Origin of the sequence: Bradyrhizobium sp. CCBAU 45389, from assembly GCF_028128625.1 — a bacterium.
Lineage (GTDB): Bacteria > Pseudomonadota > Alphaproteobacteria > Rhizobiales > Xanthobacteraceae > Bradyrhizobium > Bradyrhizobium liaoningense_B.
In genome coordinates this window covers 63,169-81,347 of sequence record NZ_LBIY01000090.1, presented here as the reverse complement: position 1 = coordinate 81,347, position 18,179 = coordinate 63,169, and the positions used below count along the sequence as shown (strand labels likewise).

Genomic DNA, 18,179 nt, shown 5'->3' with positions numbered 1-18,179 from the left:
GGTTCGAGGTGTTCTCAACCTAGGACGCTGAGCTGTCGAGAAGCTGACTAGTCTCATCGCGACAGAAAGTCCGGGCCGTTGCAGCTGTGCTAAACGCCTATTGTCAATGCCTGAGAAGAGTTCAGCCGAGATGCCGTCATCGTCACTCTCGCGTCTTCGCTCCTCGGCTGACTAGTCTTACAGGATCGGGAAAGGGCTGCGCCAGAAAACCATATCGCGGCGCTGGCAAGTTGGTGGAATGTAGTCGCGTTAGACTGTAAGCATGCCGCCGTGACCGGCTGCATCGTAGCCTTGCCTGTGGCCTGCAGCGCAGCCGAACAAACGAATGAGTAAGCGGTTGTCGCGGTCCTCTCTTTCGGTGATGAAAATCGCGCGACCAATTGTGACGCAAGTGCGTTCGGGCGCATGTGTCGACACGATGTAACCGACTGTGGCTGGCTCCGGACGATACGAGTCAGATTCAACAACAGCCCTTGTCGGGTGCTCCGAGAAATGCAGCGACCGAGGCCGTCGAGCGTTCGACCATAAAATAGATTCTCAGGTTGCGGGTAGACAGAGCGATACTGTGATGCCCGAACTTATCCATTCGGTCGATAGATCTGATCAAGAAAATCAATTTTACCGCTTGCAGCCTCGTCTATAGACCGTCACGAGGGCTGGGCCAACTTAGGAAGGTTCAAATGAAAAAGTCTGTTTTGGTGACGGCGAGCGCCCTCGCGCTTGCAACCGCGGTGGTACCTCCTTTTGCTGCGGAAGTTGTCGCGCAACCGCTCACCGCCAGCGTGCAGGTAGCCGATACATCATATCCTGAGTGCGCGGATGACCCGTTGAATGGTATCTGCGATCTGTTTTTTTGTTTGACCGATCCCTCGTGCGTCCTGCACTGACGGGAAAACAATCAAGCAGAAAATGAGGATCGAGCCTCGTCGCGGCCGCTGCTCCTTCAGCGGCCGCATCCTTATGCCGTGCGGCTATGCTGGCGGACGGTGCAAGCCGCGTCTTCTTGTTCTCTAAGGATAATCAGGGTCATTGCTCACTTACAGCCGGCTGGCGACGACCGCCAAATCGCGCAACTGCCGCATCGGCCAACGTTCGGTAAGGGGGAAAAAGTGGTTTCAGAGCGCGACGCTGCCGTTCCGGCAGGAGCTCCTGCTCGATGTCAAACTGGTCCAATTTTCAGGATAGATTGCCTTTCGTGCTACGCCCCTTAGCGTCTTCCTGCTCGATGTTTCGCATTTCGGACGTCATAGATGTCATCCTACCCTGTTCGGCTACGCTTAGGGCAGCGGTCGTGGCGTTAGGACGTTCGTCTATGGCTGGGCACAAAATTGAGTGGCGCCGTCTCAGGCATCATCAGCATCGCAAAGAGCCCGGCCGCGCTAGCGGAAAGCATGTACCAAGCGGGCGCGAGTGCGCTCCCGGTAAGATAGATCAGCCAAGTGACGACCAGTTGAGCTGTGCCTCCGAAAATCGCAATCGCAAAAGCGTAGATCGTCGCGAAGGCGCCACCACGAATGTTCCTCGGCAAACTTTCGACCATGCTCACGTAGAAGGCGCTATACGGAATCGTCCCGATCAGGGTGAGCGCGCCGAGACCTCCTAGAAGTGCGAGGGCACTGCGGCTCTCCGCAATCCACAGGAATACTGGATAGGTCATCAGCAATGCAGCGGCCTGCGGCCATATCATGATGCGCCGACGGCCTGCGCGGTCTGCGAGCAGGCCGCCCAGCAGCGCTGCGGCAATGCCCGCCATGTTGCTGATGAGCGTGGCGCCGAAGGCGAGAGGTGCCGAAACGTGGAGGGTGGTCAACGCGTAGGTGGTCATATATCCGGTAACATAAGTAGTGATCGTGCAACTGGCCAAGATGACAAATCCCAAGCTCATGATGCGGCGTGCGGCAGGCGGTCGCCTTACGGGCTGGGTGACCAGAACCGGAGCCTCAGGGCGGTGCAACGTCTCGGGTAGGACGCTCCGCAACCATAGTCCGAACGGCAACGTAGCGGCGCCGAGCAATAGCGCGATCCGCCATCCGTATGCATTGAGCGCCTCACTTGTCATGGCGAGCGACAGAATTTCTCCAACCAACGCTCCAGCCGTCGCAGCAACCTGTTGGCTCGCGGGCTGAAACGAGACCGCCAGACCGCGGGCTCCCACAGGGGCCGCTTCCATCAAGTAGGCTGTCGTTGGACCGACTTCACCTCCGAGAGCAAAGCCCTGCAGCAAGCGTGCGAAGATGGCTAGCAACGGAGCGGCAAGTCCTATTGTCTCGTACGATGGCGTGATGGCCAATAACAGGACCGCGGCGCTCATCATGGCAAAGCTGGCGGTCATCGCGGGCCGGCGGCCAGCCCGATCCGAATACGAGCCGAGCACGATGGCCCCGATCGGCCTGGTCACAAAGCCCACGCCGAAGGTTCCGAGTGACAGCATGAGGCTGGCGAATTGGTCGGTTGCCGGGAAAAACGCCTGACCGATCTGTATTGCAAAGAAGCTATAGGTGCCGAAGTCGTAGAATTCGAGAATATTGCCCATGGTTGCGCCCAACACCGCGCGGCCCGTCAAGCGTTCGTCTGCCGGAGCGCGGACCGGCTCCAGCCTCTCTCGAGTAAATTGCCTCGCCATCTTCGACCCAATCTGGAGCGCGATCCCGGCCCGAACATTTCGACCAGACAGGTCGCGCAAAGTTGCTTTCCACTTGCCCGAACGCGCCCCTCACGGCCATTGCGTCTCTCCAAATGTAGGCTGGAGCGCGTCACGACGAACCTCACGGTAGCGTCTGCAATAAAAATGCCTGCCTTCCGCGGCCCATTTAACCCTTGATCTGATCGCTGGCCTTGCCGGCGCGACAAACATGAGAACCTGTTGCAGTTATCGGTCGCCGCAGACATTGCGCTGCTGCGGCGAGTTTGTGACAAAATTGGCTGGCGCCGAACACGATCGACGACAACTCAAGCCATCTCAGCGTCGCCTGGTTGCGTCCGCTCCTTACGGATCCAGTGGGCTACGTCTTCATCGCCCAGACGCTTGCCGACAATCAGCGCGCCTGCGGCGGTCTCGCGCGCGAGCAAGATCACGATTCATCGGTGCTCCACCCTTCCGTCGCGGCTGGCTCGCCAGCGAGCGGGCGAACCGCCCGCTCACGGGCCGCTCGCGTCTGGCGACCATCAAGACCCAGGTCGTCCGTCATAAGGTACGTTCGGCGCCGCCCGCCGTGCATCTTGGCTATTCCTGCGCGAGCGCGTCACCCGGGACGGGCAGAAGGCCCGGCTATTCGGCCCTGACACCGAGGATGCCGACCTCACGTCGTTAGGTGCGCGTCAATGTCAGGGTCGTACGTCTTGGTAACCACTTGGGAAGCTGTTAAGGCAAATCAGTGAGGCTACACGCAGGAGCCGCCGTTCGGGTGCCCGGACCGACAAGCAAAGAGGGTGGCCTACGTTTCTTCGCCAAGAGACGCTTAGAGAGAGCGGACATTTCGGCGGCGACTTCGGCACGCGCGAATTAGACGATTTTCCTTTAAGGACACGAGTGAATTCTCTTGCCAACGCGCTGACACGAGCGCCAACTCTCCTGACGGAGAGCGTCAATAACGGCTGGGACAAAGTTTGCCATTCGCGTTGCCTCACCTAAGGATGTAACGTTCCGCTTGATCGATGTAGCTCCGGCTATCAGCCGAGGGCACATCATGCGTCAGGATCGGAGGCAGGAGGGACGTTGCGGAGTGCCTATTAGACGCCGCGGCAAACGCATTCCCGGGATCACCGGCACCGCCGCACTTTTATCGATGCACGAGATGATCGTCTCGGCTGCTTTGCGTCTGAGCAATTTCGTTCTTCATCTAATCAGGTGAAGAGTTCGCTCGCGCTTGCCGGACTCTTCCGTAAGCGCACTCTCTCGCCGGCGCGGCTATCACGGTCATTCTGCTTAGCGGCTCGAGTGTCGGCTCGAACTGTAAGCCAGAACGACTGGTCGCCGGCAGAGATCGAAATGCACGTGTTCGGTACAAGACTGGGTCTGGCTGCGGTCCGCATCGCTTGGACCTCCGAACCGGCCCTACCGCCAGGTGAACGCGAGGCACGGCGCAGACCTGCGCGCCGACTGCGAGGTCAGGTGCAATGAGACTTGGCTCGGAGATGAGCGCATCAGACGTGGAAGATGCGGCCGCGGGTTTGTCTTTCTTCTTCGATCTTTGTCAGCTTCTCGAAAGCCAGCCTCTTTAACACTCGAACTTGGTCTCTCGATGACGAAGCCGCCCATGTCTGAGTTCGTGACGAACTTCAGCTCAATCCATGGGGGAGATCTTCAAGAGGCCTTTGTTCTCGTAACAGCAAGGAGAGCTTCATGGATCCGAACTCGATCGATAATGCCCGTTCACCAGAATCACCGACGGCGTACGTCTGGACACAGGAAGATCGTGATTTGTTCAGTCAGATCATGAATGAAGCTGGACCATCATCATCTGCCGCACGTGAGGAAGCGGTAGATGTCTCATTCGCCGCTCCCCAGACATTTTCGCACGGCTCGCAAATCGCCCCTGACCCGATGGTCGACAGGCTGTTCCACCGGGGTCTCTTGCCGGACTCGGACCAGCCGACGATGACCTATGAAATCCGAGGTCACCGCTACACGGCCGGTTTGGATGACTCCAACCGTGTTCTTCTTGTTCATAACCCAGCGGACGACCAGGTGGTTGGGGCCGGCCGGGCGGGCGTACCGGACTTCGGAGCCTTCTTCAGGGAAAACCGGCGCTACGGAACGCCGCTACCAGAGCAATGGGCCACAACTGCCCTCATGGACAAGCTACGCGAAGAAGGTTTCATGCCGGCCGCTGATAACCCAACAACAATCCTGCTTAACGAACGGGCCTACAAAGCCGAGCTAGTCGAAGGAGGGTTCGTTAAGCTTACGCGGGTATGAGACGCAACCCGACTGTGAACCGATCGGGCCGGACTGGAGCCCTGCGCTCGATTCGGTTGTCCTTATCTGGATAGAGAATTCACTGCTTAGCGGTGGATTGTTCGCGCCGCCAGTGGGTACGCATCATCGGACCCACTGGTAGCCCACTTGATGCGCCGTCATCCTGGCATTCGTCTGCCTGGTGCTGACCTATCATCTGGCCTGCAATATTTCCCCCCATTGCTTCACCAGAGGATGTTACTTTCGCTTGACCGATGTAGCTCCGGCTGTCCGCCAGTCCGACGTTGTGCCATCGCGCGCAGGATCGGAAGGACTGAGGCGACGTCGCCGAGTGCCCATTGCACCCCGCCGCGCCCCAGTCCCGGGATCACTGGCCGGCGCCGCACCTTAGCCGTGCGCGGATCATCATCTCGGCTGCTTTGCGTCTGAGGATCTTAACAAGCACTGCACGATGGTGCGCTGCGGGCCGAACTGTTCGGGGCGTTGCTCCGCGAGGTGACCCACATTGCCAGCGCGGTCGAACGGGGGCGGGCCGCCAGCCAGCGCGCGATGTCTGAGTTCGCGCAAATTTGGCAGCTAACCGGTGACCGTGGAGGGCTTAATCGGAAGCAGCGGAGGCCCTGCCGGTGAGCCTGATTGTCTTGGCGGACGCGGAGGTATTCTCAAGGAGTGGCAGCAAAGGTCATTAGCCGCAACGACCCTCGCAAGTGGGCCAGTTGCTTTGCGTAGCAGTGAAATCGTGTGAGCGTATTTATCCATGAGAATCCTGTCAAATGGCACTACCAGATCTGGGCGTTTTGCAAGCAGTAGCTCCGCCGTAGGATCAGAGCAAGATCGCGTGCACATAGGCGTGTGCGAGCAGCTTCGAAAAGTGGAAAAGACCGTTATGGCGAACATCAATCTCAGCTTCCGATCTATTGCAGGTGCACGCGTCGGACAGCGAGCCAGCGCCCCCGGAAACGTCATTGAATGGAGAGCGCGGGCCCCGAGACGGCGAGGTTTCCAGATGATACGCGGAATGAAGCCGACGGTGCGGATAGTCGCAGCAATAAGGCGGGCGCTAGCAATGTCCGATCTCGACCGGTGCTGCGCAATCTGGTGGCTTTATCGCCTCCATTTTGGTTTCACCGGCGACGTGATGTTGGGGCTCGCTGCGGTCACAGTTGCCCAGGAGAGGTCTCGGTGCGGAATTTAGAAACACAGGCATCGAGCACCTTCCATACAGGCTCGGCGCCCGAACGTGCCGCAGGTTACGCGTTTGGCTCGCGAGCAAAGAGTGGTCCAATCCTAATCGCCTCAAGTCTCGCCCAGCCAACAGGGCCGCATTCACACGTAGCATCGACGATCTGCGCGGGGGGCACCAATGGCGCCGGTAAATACGATTGGCAGAAACGCCCGAACTTGTGCTCGCACTTCACACCGTCAGCAAGCTGAAATTGATGGGGCCGATGATGCTGCTCATGGAGGGGCCCAGCCGCGTCAGGCGAACGGGCCATAGCGGCGAGCGCCGGAATCGGGAAGTCTAGGATTGCTTGGTAAAGTCTGGCGATTAGGAGCAAGGATGCGCGGCTCGCATTCCATCTGGTGATCTTCTGCGGTTATATGAAAGGAAATGCCCCACCTGAGTTCGCATGGCGATGAAGGCCGGGTCGAGCAGTTCCTCAAGCAATTCTGGCCGAGTGCCTTGCGCTGGATTGATCCTCGCGCAGAACCTCACCGCATCGCTGCATCCCCACGGCTTGAATTCCTCGGTCGGCGATTCGTCCCCTGCAGATGGCCAGCCGCTCAAGCGTCCGCCGCTGCTGCAACAAGCCGTCGGCGCGTATTGCCAGCGCTCTGTGCTCGCCTGTGGCCGCTGCGCGATGAGACAACGGGTGGGCTTCCCGCTCGTTTGGGGGCGCCCTCGAAAGGGGCGCGCGGAATGGCCCTTGGAGCGAATTCCGTCCGGGTCAACAGATCGAGGTGTTATCACTGGAACCGAGCTGTGGTTCGGAGGCGGAGTTGCGCGCCTTGTCGATGCGGGTGGTATGAAATCGAAGCAACTCGGTGTACAGGTGTGATCGCGACACTCCATTGGTTTGCAGACGGACAAACGAGCGTCGACAGTCGCTGCATGGCGGGGCGATCGTCGAAGGCACGCGCTCGTGCGCGAGTTTAGTGGTTTACATCGGGAGGCAGGAACCGGTTCAGCCTGGATGAACTCGTGATTTCAAGTGCAATCTTCTTGTCACTGCGCGAGCTGCCGTGATGGCACCAGCCGGCTCTTGCAAGTTTGGTTCGTGCTAGTTTTTGGGAGCGTGAGTGCGCGAGGAAGCTACGAGTCGTGCCCGGACCGCTTGAGGATCGACTCGCCCGTCGTCTTCCGGCTTCCGTTGCCTTCGCGCGGCGTCCTGGAGCGCGTAGGGATAGTTCATTGGCACGGAGGGCAAGATCGGATGGACCTCGGCGAAGAACTCGATCACTCAGTCGTCGCTGATCTCATAACCTAAAACGGGTCTCGATACGGGAGTACGTAGCGTCCGACTGGATGGGACGGATTCCCTCTCCATGCGCGAAAGTTAAATCGAGGCGCAAAGATCGGGCCGCTAGCGGCCCTCATCAAGAGCGTTTCTGAACAGCACATCTGTGACTCTGACATCAAGCGGCACAATCGGCGTATCCCACGGATAATATCAGGATATGTCGGGGCCATCTCAGCAGTGATTGGGATCGATCGAGGGTCATCAATTCTAAAGTAAGTGCGAGATCGGGCACATCCGCGGAGATCTTGCCTAGGGTAGGCAAGGCAACCGAAAAAAGCTGTTGTCCGTCGATAACCTCAACGAGTTGCGGAAACTCTCCCGGGTAAATTCGCCGACGAAGTCGAAGTGGTCTGAGCGCAAGCTCAATCCACTACCGCCTAGCCCGTTGGAGCCTCAACATTCGCCGTTGGTTCTTTATTCCACGATAAGTCACACTTAGGATCGAAAAACAAGTAATCGCAAGTCAGTTCTTCACCAGGTTGTACGTCACGCGCCGTCAGAATTCGGCAATGATCGTCTTGATATGTGTTTGGCTGACTGCTGTGGTTCATGAAGCGGGCGTTGTCAGCATTATACTCTACAACGCCATCGCTAGCCCTGTAGTCTCTTGGATAGGCATGCTTATCTAGTAGAGCTTGAAATGTTGGAGCTAGAGTTTCGTACTGCTCAGGCGTCACCGCGATGTCAACGATAGGATTATAAATCCAAATCAACGAATCTTTAGGCAAAAGAGTAGCTGAGAAAAGTCCAATGCCGCCAAACTGGTCTGGTTTCAAAATAGTGTCAACGATCAACATTGAAGAAATCTCCCAGGCACTATCACCGCAAGCTAAGTGACCTGAGTCCCGAAATCTCCTGCATAAATTGATAGGTCGTCTAATCGCGCCTCCATCACATTTGGATTTTCTCTGCATTTGTTGCCGGCTGCTGCGGATTGCCCTTCCGTCGTACCGGCATGCTGGCGGTGCTGGAAAGGGCCTGCGAGTAATGGAAGACCGAGCAAAGATCCGCGTCAAGGCGATGAGTTCATGTCGCGCGATCGCGACCTTTGAGCCTATCAGCGCGGCGACACGCGAGGCGTTTTCGCAGATCTGCAAGCCGCCGAGGCAACGCTCGGCAATCATGTTGTCGTGGCGCCTGTCTTTGCGGCTCGTTCGCAATTTTCGAGTGGTCCTCAAACAGTAGGCCGTGTACTCATTAAGCGGCTGGCCGCCTGGTGTCCGCTCCCTTCAATAGCGGTGGAAAAGCGGACGTCTGCCGAGGTCGCTGAAGGGCTAAAACCAGCCGTACTCGCTTCGGCGGCTTCCGCTTGAAGCAGCACGCAGCTAGGGTATCTGGGCCCGCATCAATCTGCTATCGTCGCGCGCATGATGGCTAAATTGACCGTTGCCCGCATCGGCTGCGGTACCCCATACATGCACGAGCGCCAGAGCCACTCGACAGGACCGAACCGATAGCGGCGGAGCCACCACGCGCTGAACACCACCTGCGCGACATACACGAAAATGCCGATCGTCAGTGTCGCGGCCACGCCGAGCCGGCCAAATTGGCCTAGACCATAGCCGTAGAAGATCCAGCCGCAGATCACAGATTGCGCCAGATAGTTGGTGAGCGCCATGCGGCCAAGCGGTGCGGCCCAGCCCAGCATCCTCCGCCCGCCCGCGAGGTTCACAGCCGCGATGACTGCGGCCGCATAACCGAGAGCCAACACGACCGCCCCCAGCTGTTCTACCGGAAAATGCGCGCGCCCGAGCGACGGCCAATCGAAGAGCCCTTGTCCTGCTGCCGCGAGACTCAATCCGCCGCCGAGAGGAATGCCAAAGGTTGCGACGACGAACAGCAGGCGCCGGTTCGCCGAAGCCCGACGCAAAACCCCGCTGCGCCACGCGAGGGCGCCAACGAGGAACAGCGCGACAGTGCGCGGAAAGACCATGACGTGCGCCGAAAAAATCGCCGGCACCTCGCGGATCCGGAACGCGAGCACATCGAAAAATCCGCCTGTGCCGTAGGCCCGCATCGCGTCCGCGGCAAGACCGGCCATCCCGGCTGCTTCCGGCAGCGGCACAATCGGCGGTAGCACCGGCGTGGTCACGTAGAGCCCCAGGAGCAGCAGGGCTGCACCCGCCATGAGCCACCGCGCGCCGCCGAGGAAGGGCAGCACCACGAAGCCCGCCAGCGCATATTCGACGAGAATGTCGCCGTTCCAGATCAAACAGAGATGCACCAGGCCAATCGCCAGCAACACCACTAGCCTGCGCACGAGCAAGATCATGCGCCGTGCATCGCCGGCAAGCCGTTCGAATTGGATGACGAGGCCGACGCCGAACAGCAGCGAGAACAGCGCAAGCGCCTTCCAGTCGACGGCGACCGTCAGCACAGCCGCTACCACCCGGTCGAGCGGCCCCGCCGGCTCCGCGTTCGGCAAGAACGGCGCGTAGAAGGAGACCCGAAATATGGTCACGATGTTCATGGCGAGCACGCCGAACAGGGCCAAGCCCCGCAGCACGTCAATCGCGTCGAACCGCTCCGACCGGCTCATAGGCTTTGGAGGCGAGTTACTCGCCGGCGCGGTGCCCGAGCCGATGCTTCCGCCGGTCATTGCAGGACTCCCCCATTTTCGATGCAGAGATTTAGAATGCCGCCTCGTGCCGCATCAAACTACCTAAATTGGGGGCCGACTCGAACGATGACAATTTGATTCGCTACCAGTGCGCGAGGAAATAAACATGAACTTGGATTGGCGAAATTTCTCCAATGGCTCAAGTTGATCTCCCGGTATTGCCGCGAGTGTTATTTCGGTATCGTTCCATAAACAGACGAGACGATGAAACGCGAAATTCTCTGCTAGTACGGAGCGATATCCTATCTCTATCGAGCCCGGAATCTGGTCGAGCGCTTCTTCAGCAAGCTCAAGCATTGTCGGCGCGTGGCAACGCGCTACGACAAACTCGCCGCCGACTACCTCGCGCTCGTCCTACTTGCATCAATCAGGCTGTGGCTGCGCGTTAATGAGTCACGTCCTAATCTGGCCGATTTGATCAGCCGGATAGAGGTCGCTGCGGCTTGCTCAGCTTCATTCTGCGCTCAAGCTCCTTGAGGCGCTAGGTCACCTCAGGTGGTCTTTTTCGATGGGCAGATCAGTGCCGAAGGCACCCGGCGCTGAACCGAATCCATGTCCCGAACGACGCAGCTCTCATCAAAGCGTCCGAGTCCGGAGTAGCGACAGATACTGCACGATCTATTCACTGCTCTTACAGGTTGCAGCACCTAGCTCCGCCAAAACTTGCTCACCGGCTTTCCGCGGGGACGTTGAGGCAGAGTATACCAGTGCAGGGGCGCTGGCGGCAGAGTCGGGGTCGCACCGTGTAAGCTGCGGAACTCGTCGGTTGGGCTAAGCGAAGATCGCACGGTATCCCGACCAGTGCTGACCCTAACATACGGTACTGATTTTGAGGCGGAATTCACGAGGTGCTGGGCAGCGCCTCGTTGGCCACGGGAGCTTTCTGCGGAAGGCCACGACGAGGATGTGCGTCTGAGGCTAATGGACGACCACATTCATCTGTAGCCAGCTAAGCTCAGCTGGCGCGTGTTCAATGGGGGCGCGCGAAGCAGCCTCTTTGCTCGGAGGATGCTTATCCTGTCTCGGGGCAGCGGCCCCAATCAATGGCAATGCTGCAAAGCGCAACGGCAATAACGCCGTAGGTTTCCTTCGCAGCTTTGGCCGCCGGCTCTTCGGAAGTGAAAGGGCGATGGCTGTGCGGCTCAACGCGGAGCCGCACAGCCATGATGCGCGCAAGTCAATCGGGCCGGGTAGCGCTCAGCCGCACCGCCCGGAACCGCGCCAAGCTCGCAAGAGTTGCTGGAGCAAGCTATGGTCCAATAGCAAGTCCAACACGGAGCTATGCGGACGGGCTCGTAGCGTGGGATTGTCCCTCAGCATCTACCTTCTCGGCTGATGAATGAGCCGAACGTCATTGGGGCCCCCCGGCCCCAAGAGGGCGGTGTAACGCTCGCCGCGAATGTCGTACTCTTTTACCGGCTGCGCCTCGTTCGGCAAGAGGCCCCAGCGGCCGAGCTTCGAGCGCATCGTGTCCGAGGCGGGTTGGGTGCCGTGCGAAAAATTCTCGGGAACGGCGAATGATGCGGCATAAATCTCGCGGGGCGCGGGGGACGTCCTTTCAGCCCTGGAGGACGCCGGAGCGGCTTGGTCCATCGACCGTCCAAGCAACGCTGGTGAGGCTCGATTCGCTGGCTGCGTGCTGGGCTGCGGCACGTTTTCCCGTCGAGATCCGAGAGGAATGGCAGCGCCTGGCGGATTGAGTGGGGTGCTTCGCCTGATCGCCGCAGCGGGCACGAACAGCGCCGTGTAGCGGTCATTGTGAACGATAAAACTGTTGGGTCGGCTGTCCTGGCTCGGCGGGGCGTTGTTAAGGTCAAGCGCAGCGGACGCGTGCTGGTCGCCCTGCCGGAAATTGAAGGGACGAACGACGGATTCTAAATCCGGCGCTTGGTGATGACCCTCGGTTGGTTCGAGAGACGACGATGGGCCGGCGTTTCCCACCATCGCCCACAGCAGATCCTGATCGAAGTCTTCCGCAGGAAGGACGGCCGGACCGCGGGCCTGAAACGGTGCGCCGACTTCTTCCATCAGCTCGCGAACGACTGAACTGCCGGGCTCGCTCACCTGGCCCCCGATGGCATCCCCTTCCGTATGGCTTAATATTCTTTGCCTCTTCGCAGGCCTCAACTCCCCGGTATAATCGTCACCCATCAGGACCTCCCGACTTGAAACGGGAGCGCTCCAGGTCAGCTCGTACGGAGCCGGCTGGTAGCCGCCGCTCCAGTTGAACTGACGGACGGCTTCTCCGGGGTGTCCGAAGTGATCGCGCACGCTTGGGTCGAAAGACGATGCTAGGATGGCTTCGCCCATCAAGGGATCCTGATCATGACCTTCCGCAGGTAGCGGCCAAGTCGAAGCTTCCCCCGGCGCGCTGTGCTGGGCAGCGGTGTCCCCGAGGTGTCTCGTTACTGCGTCTTCAGGATAAGGACCGCCGGCCCCCTGGTGCCCAAGTACCAAGGCCTCGATAGGTCTACGATCTTCCTCGGACAGATGAGGATAGTAGCGATCTGGAGAAGCAGGAATCTCTGCAGCAGGGGGATCAAGGTGCGGCACTTCATCCAAGTACGGCTCAAACTGGGCTTGCTGCTGTTGCGGTTGTGACAGCGCGGCGTTGTCTCGGTCGAATGGGTTGATGCTGTTAAATCGGTCCATGTCCACTCCGCGGGGTTTGAGTCAACTCGGCAATGCCGAGCCGATAGTGTCGCTCTCTCTCGCTCTGTCAGGGTCAGCTGTCGACAAGCTGACGCGCTTAGAGAAAATTTAGCGATTGCGATCTCAGATTAGTCATTTCGCCGCTCTTAACCCTCGACCGGTGACGGAGCCGAGGAGGCGGCATGGCTTTGTGTGTTCGGGAAGAGCTCAATGGCGTTGGCACTCTGACGCCGCGACGATCTCGGCAACTGATTTGGCCTCTTCAGTCAACCCAACATTCCCGACGCCACCTGGATCAGCTTGCACCATCAATCTTAGGATTTGTGGCGACAACGGATCCATGGCTCGCGCGCTCGTGTGTCGCACCGCGGCGGATGCTCTCGATCGGCTTGTAGGTCTCAACTGGCTCTGGTGCTTCGGCAGCAAGGTCATAGAAAGCCCATAGGTCCTAGATTGGCGATCCTTGTCCGGTAACCAAGGTCACGCGCATATTGGTGCCATTCTCGACCAAGGTACCGAATGCATGCTCCGCGACCGCGCGGCTGGGCGCCATTGAGATCCTGCATAACCTTCTTCTTGCCGCTCCGAACGAGCTCGGAATCTCTTTGAGCACCCTGACTGTCTTGTGTGCTGCCGGCACTCGTATTCGCCGTGATTGGTCGTTCAGGCCCGAAATCACCGAAGGGGAAAGGTTCGGCGCATCCTTTCCACCAGGGCCGGCAGCGCCTTCTGGGATCGCCTCTCGACATACTGCGCGGCGACGGGGCGGGCAGGAGGGGATCGAGGCTCCTGGTCCGCCGCGCTCGGACTGGCAAATCATTTAGGGGTGACGGGGATCCAACCGGCGAGCCGCTCGCACATCGGTCCTCGCCTTGGGCTGGCAGCCTTGATCGCGCCGACAGTGGCGATGTTGCGCGTCGGGCCATAGCCGTGCCGCACGGCCGGCGCGACCATCCGCGGCGGCTTCAGCTCGCCGGCGTCTGCCGAACGCGGCAGTTCCGTCTCGACAGTCCGGCGAACAGATCACGCACTCTGTTGCGGAGAATCTGTACCCTTGCATGATCAACCGCAGACGGTTGAGAAGGGCATAATGTTGATCCTCTCCTTCGGGCCGTATCGCCTCCTTGGAGAAGTTCTCGCAGGTTCGCCGTCCGCCTTGCCACGCTGCCTCTCTGAGCGCGTCATGACCGAGAGTGCTGCATAGCTCCCGCTTTCTTCGTATTCACCCGGTCCCCGTTCAAGCCCTCTATGTGCAGAGTCCGACAGCAAATTGCGATCGAGTCGATCTGAGATCGCAAATTGGTGATTGTCTGGACCAAGCTCGCGAGCCCTGGCATGTCGATTGCTACGAAGCGCCTGCTACATCACGCCAGTGGACCAGACGCGAAGGCCGAGCCAGATCTGCCGTCCAAACCAATTCGCTAGCTTAGAAGCGGCGCTGTTAACTGCCGCTCCGCCAACGGGGCCAAGTCATGCCGATCGACACATCCAAATTCTTCGCCTCCATTCGCATCAACAAGAAGGACGCGCAGGAGCGGCAGACCGCGGCGCTATGCGAATGGCCTGATTGCCAGAACAAGGCGACCCATCCCGCGCCAAAGGGTCGCGGCAATGCGCGCGAATATTGGCACTTCTGCATCGACCATGTGCGCAAATACAATCAGTCCTACAATTTCTTCTCGGGCATGGACGCGGAAGCGGTCGCGCGCTACCAGAAGGACGAGCTGATCGGCCATCGTCCAACCTGGAAGATGGGCGAGAGCATCAGCGCTCGCAAAATGACCGGCAGCCCGGCCGATTCCGAGGGCGCCTGCGATGCTTTTTGCATGCTCGCCGAACTGAGCGGACGCGCCAGTCCCCGCCCTCGCGCGGAGGCCAAGCCTGAGGAGCGCAAGATTTTCAATGCCAAGCGGAAAGCGTTGCAGGTGATGGGCCTGAATGTCGACGCGACGCTCGAAGATATCAAGGCAAAGTACAAGGCGATGGTCAAACAGCACCATCCCGATGCCAATGGCGGCGACCGCTCTAAGGAGGACCGCCTGGTCGAGATCATCAAGGCCTACCATTACCTGAAGACCGTGGTGCGCGAGAGCTAGCCCGGACACGATTTGAGCGGCTTCACCCCACCCGCCGCTACGTAGGACCTTGATCGTGTGAAGCTGCATCCGAGCTGGCGCGTAATCCGCTTCAGACCCCCACCCCGACGCCCGCAGGCAACATCTCCGCCAAGTCACGTCTTTATCAACCGCCCTCCCGGATCAAACCACGACGAACCTTCCGTGATTCTTGCCTCTTTCGCTCCCTTCTCGGCTTTCCAAGGAGGGGGCAAGTCCTCATGACGCAAATGGGACATTCGCGATGGCGCGCCATAGCGAAACTCCGAAAGCGCCGGTCCTCTCAAAGACCCCGCTAGACTAAACTGCTGCTCCGCTTCTCGATTCAAGGATGGGAAGGCTCGTAATGGATTTGGCTCGCGCCTTAGGACCGCACTCACAGGCAGCGCCCATCCGCGTTCCGCGTCAGCGCAGGTGAGGCATCCAGCCTTGCTCTTGATCCATATCAATTCGATGTCGCGCTTGAGACGTTGTCGCATGTTTGACGTATGCCACATCCGTTCAAACACCTCAGACGACGCCGTGTTTCTCTGAGTGCCTCTCTTAGCGGGCCATTTTGTCGATCGGAAAGTGGTGCGAGAATTGCTGTGCCCATCCTGATGGTTCTTGGAAAGGCCTGAGGATCGCATACATGCTGTCGTCCTCATCAAGCAGCTATGTGTCAATGTCCGCGAGTGGCAGCCCGGCATGCGCAAGCGCTGCACCGGTCTCTGACCTGAGTTGTGCCGAGCTGCGCGAAGAGTTCTGTGCCGAGCTCACTTCCTTAGGTTGGCGCTGGGGATGCTGGTATGTTCTTGTGACAAGTACTGACCTTGTCCGCCGCAAAAGTTGCGTCATTTGCCAGCCACTCTTTCGAGAGTCTGGATACGCTCGCGTCAATTTGGCACCTCGGATAGCAACCCGGCGGGTCAGCAACGAAAAGATCAGCATCGACTTGGCTCAATCTTCGGGCGCACGTCGGTTTGCTCCAGCTATCTGCCCGGTGCGAGCTGGGACCTGGCCAAGCATTTCGGGCCCGGCGCTTTCCTTCGCGCGTGAGCGTTCACCTGAAACAAGCGGACCCCAACATCTGTGTAAGCAAAATGGAAATAGAAATGGATGACCAATCGCACGGCAAAATGCCAATCTCTTCAAGGGGACGGGAAAGCCGCGGTCCCGACCTATTCAGCTTCGTCGAATGCGCCATACAGACACAATCAATCAAAGCCCTGTTCGATCTTCTAGTGAATTGCTCGAGCAATGAAGGCTTCGATAAAGTCGCGTACGGAGCACTCACCCGCTCGAATGAGCGTCGTCTGCCGGAGTATCTGCCGCCCCCGCCAACTATAAACTTCCCGTCAGATTGGTGCCAACGCTATGCTGAGCAAGAGTATCGAGCGATCGACCCCGTGGTCCGGCGGACAGCAATGCTACCAAGGCCCTTTCTCTGGGATGAGCTAACCAGTCTATATGAACTGCAGCCCCGTGAGCTGCGCGTCTTGCACGAGGCCAGAGAAGCAGGTCTTAAGCATGGCATAAGCGTGCCATTGTTTGGATCGCAAGGCCGATTGGCTTTCGTTTCGTTTGCATCTCCCTTCGATGATGCCGATCCACGGGCGCGCATCGATCATCTCACGACATTGGCGTCGGCGTTTCACAACGCTGTCGCGCAGATTACACCGCCGCTTGATGAAGGTTCCAAGACAGACATTCCGCTAACAGAGCGAGAAACAGAGTGCCTATACTGGGTCGCAGAGGGGAAGTCAGCTTGGGTAATCGGGAAAGTTGTTGAGGTCAGCCCGAATACCGTCAATTTTCACATGAAGAACGTCATCAGGAAGCTAGGGGCGGCGAACCGGACAAATGCTGTAGCTATAGCAACCCGACGCCGCCTCATTTAATTCCGTGCGCGTATAAAAAAGCGATCAAACGCCCCGTTCCCGGGCGGGCTCTTCTGTTCTCATGCATTTGCCGCGGAGCGGGACATCCGATCTCAACTGGGTTCAACGATGCACCGCAACGGAAAACGGCTCAAATCAGATAACTGGGTGGGCAAGCGCATCAGGCGCGCGTATGCGATGTCCCTCAGCAGTGCCTGGTGTGGACCTTGGGGCGTCGTCGTTGCATGCAAGTCTCGTCGCCAGAAGCAGTCCGCCTCTCAGAGGTTGGATTTCCTCGTACGGACGATGTACGCCTCCGGCGCTAAATATCAAGCACGCGATCCTGGCAAGATTGATGTGAAATTCGCTGCGTTTCAGATCGAGGATGTTTATTTGATGAATCGCGATGTAATAGGTTCTTGTTGCTAACAGACTGCTCAACGCGATGGACGGGTTGAAGGAAGACGCTGAGATCACCTTCATTCTCCTCACCAATCGTCCTGAGGCTCTCGAGGCCGCGCTGGTCGGCCGTCCGGCCCTATCAAGCAGGATCGCGGTGCCGCTGTCCGACGCGACCGGCCGCGGCAAGCTGGTCCGCACCTATGGCAGGGGCTTGCCGCTGGACGAAACCATGGTGGCTAAAGCTGTGACTTCACGCCGGGGGCAGCGCCGCCTTTATCGAGGAGTTGATGCTTCGCGTTGTGCAATCGAGGCTTGCCAGCTGCTGCAATTGTGGCGCGATTTCCCTTAACGTGGAACGACCTGCTCGTGCAGCGAGATCAATCGCCTAGCGATAGGCGTTGTGGTAAGGGATCTCCAGCTATCGACCTTGCGCATGTTGATCTGGCCGAGGAGAGCAGGCTAGGACAACATTGCAGCGGCGGTCGCTGATGGAAATGGTGTTGATCTTGATCCGCCGCTTGAAGCTCGTGCGGGCGCTCAATGGTGTTGGTAATGCCCAGTGCCAAACTTCCGCTGCAGTGTTCTACAGCGTGGTATATGGTCGTACATCGGCACAGAGGCAGCAGAAGCACTAATTGCGGGTCTGGCGATGCAGGCAATGAGCCGAGAGTTCGAGTCGGGAGCTGGCCGCCTCTGCGACTCGCTGCGTTGTACCAAGAGTGCGAACTCGCGCTTGTCGTCTCGCCGCAGCTGAGATGCCAATGAGATGAGTGATTGGCATCGGCATCCACACAAGCTTCGGGGAGGTATTGTTTTGAGGTGGCGGCAGGCTCCGCCGGCAGCACAGATATGACCGCGGAGTGCGCTAAAGCGCTCGCAAGCCCCTGCTTGCCAGCATGGGGTGGTGCTTGGGGTGACAGGTAACAGCATGGCGGTCTCGCGCGTGCGGACGTCTTTCGCGGTGCGTGTCATTGTCGGCAGTCCGCTGCAAGCGAAGCGACTCGCGCAGGCTCTCGACAAAACCGACAAGATTGTCCGATCATGCCGCCATTTTGGGAAGAAAGTAACCTTCCCAGATTCGGATGCGTGGGC

The 18,179-nt window shown here is 58.9% G+C and carries 9 protein-coding genes and 1 pseudogene; 6 read left to right on the top strand and 4 right to left on the bottom strand.

Features of this window, described 5'->3' with window-relative positions; all coding sequences use genetic code 11:
- The first annotated feature begins 680 nt into the window (after positions 1 to 680).
- Positions 681 to 887, top strand: coding sequence for a hypothetical protein (locus XH79_RS20460; RefSeq protein ID WP_128948662.1), 207 nt, complete (start codon positions 681 to 683; stop codon positions 885 to 887).
- A gap of 410 nt (positions 888 to 1,297) precedes the next feature.
- On the opposite strand, the gene XH79_RS20455 is transcribed toward XH79_RS20460, so the two are convergent.
- Positions 1,298 to 2,623 (bottom strand): MFS transporter, encoded by a 1,326-nt coding sequence (locus XH79_RS20455; RefSeq protein WP_128948681.1) that lies wholly within the window; start codon positions 2,621 to 2,623, stop codon positions 1,298 to 1,300.
- Positions 2,624 to 4,342: 1,719 nt separating this feature from the next.
- Between XH79_RS20455 and XH79_RS20450 the strand changes: the two genes are divergently transcribed.
- Entirely contained in the window at positions 4,343 to 4,918 is a 576-nt protein-coding gene (locus XH79_RS20450) for a hypothetical protein (protein WP_128948663.1), read from the top strand.
- Positions 4,919 to 7,817: 2,899 nt separating this feature from the next.
- Here XH79_RS20450 and XH79_RS20445 read toward each other — a convergent pair.
- Both XH79_RS20445 and XH79_RS20440 read right to left on the bottom strand, forming a co-directional pair.
- Positions 7,818 to 8,237 (bottom strand): SET domain-containing protein, encoded by a 420-nt coding sequence (locus XH79_RS20445; protein WP_128948665.1) that lies wholly within the window; start codon positions 8,235 to 8,237, stop codon positions 7,818 to 7,820.
- 548 nt (positions 8,238 to 8,785) lie between these two features.
- The gene (locus XH79_RS20440) at positions 8,786 to 10,039 is read right to left on the bottom strand and encodes a DUF418 domain-containing protein (RefSeq protein WP_128948666.1); all 1,254 of its coding nucleotides are present in this window, start codon (positions 10,037 to 10,039) and stop codon (positions 8,786 to 8,788) included.
- Positions 10,040 to 10,306: 267 nt separating this feature from the next.
- Here XH79_RS20440 and XH79_RS43315 point away from each other — a divergent pair.
- A pseudogene (locus XH79_RS43315) lies at positions 10,307 to 10,444 on the top strand (transposase); the annotation flags it as partial.
- A 936-nt stretch (positions 10,445 to 11,380) separates the two neighbouring features.
- On the opposite strand, the gene XH79_RS20430 reads toward XH79_RS43315, so the two are convergent.
- Entirely contained in the window at positions 11,381 to 12,370 is a 990-nt protein-coding gene (locus tag XH79_RS20430) for a hypothetical protein (protein WP_271582771.1), read from the bottom strand.
- A 1,814-nt stretch (positions 12,371 to 14,184) separates the two neighbouring features.
- Here XH79_RS20430 and XH79_RS20425 point away from each other — a divergent pair.
- The 3 genes from XH79_RS20425 (at position 14,185) to XH79_RS20415 (ending at position 17,436) form a co-directional block, all read left to right on the top strand.
- Positions 14,185 to 14,808 (top strand): J domain-containing protein, encoded by a 624-nt coding sequence (locus tag XH79_RS20425; RefSeq protein ID WP_128948668.1) that lies wholly within the window; start codon positions 14,185 to 14,187, stop codon positions 14,806 to 14,808.
- 1,112 nt (positions 14,809 to 15,920) lie between these two features.
- On the top strand, positions 15,921 to 16,706 hold the full coding sequence (locus tag XH79_RS20420; RefSeq protein ID WP_245471962.1) for a LuxR family transcriptional regulator: 786 nt from the start codon (positions 15,921 to 15,923) through the stop codon (positions 16,704 to 16,706).
- Positions 16,707 to 17,130: 424 nt separating this feature from the next.
- Positions 17,131 to 17,436, top strand: a complete 306-nt coding sequence (locus XH79_RS20415) for a hypothetical protein (RefSeq protein ID WP_271582770.1) — start codon at positions 17,131 to 17,133, stop codon at positions 17,434 to 17,436.
- The last annotated feature ends 743 nt before the right edge of the window (positions 17,437 to 18,179 follow it).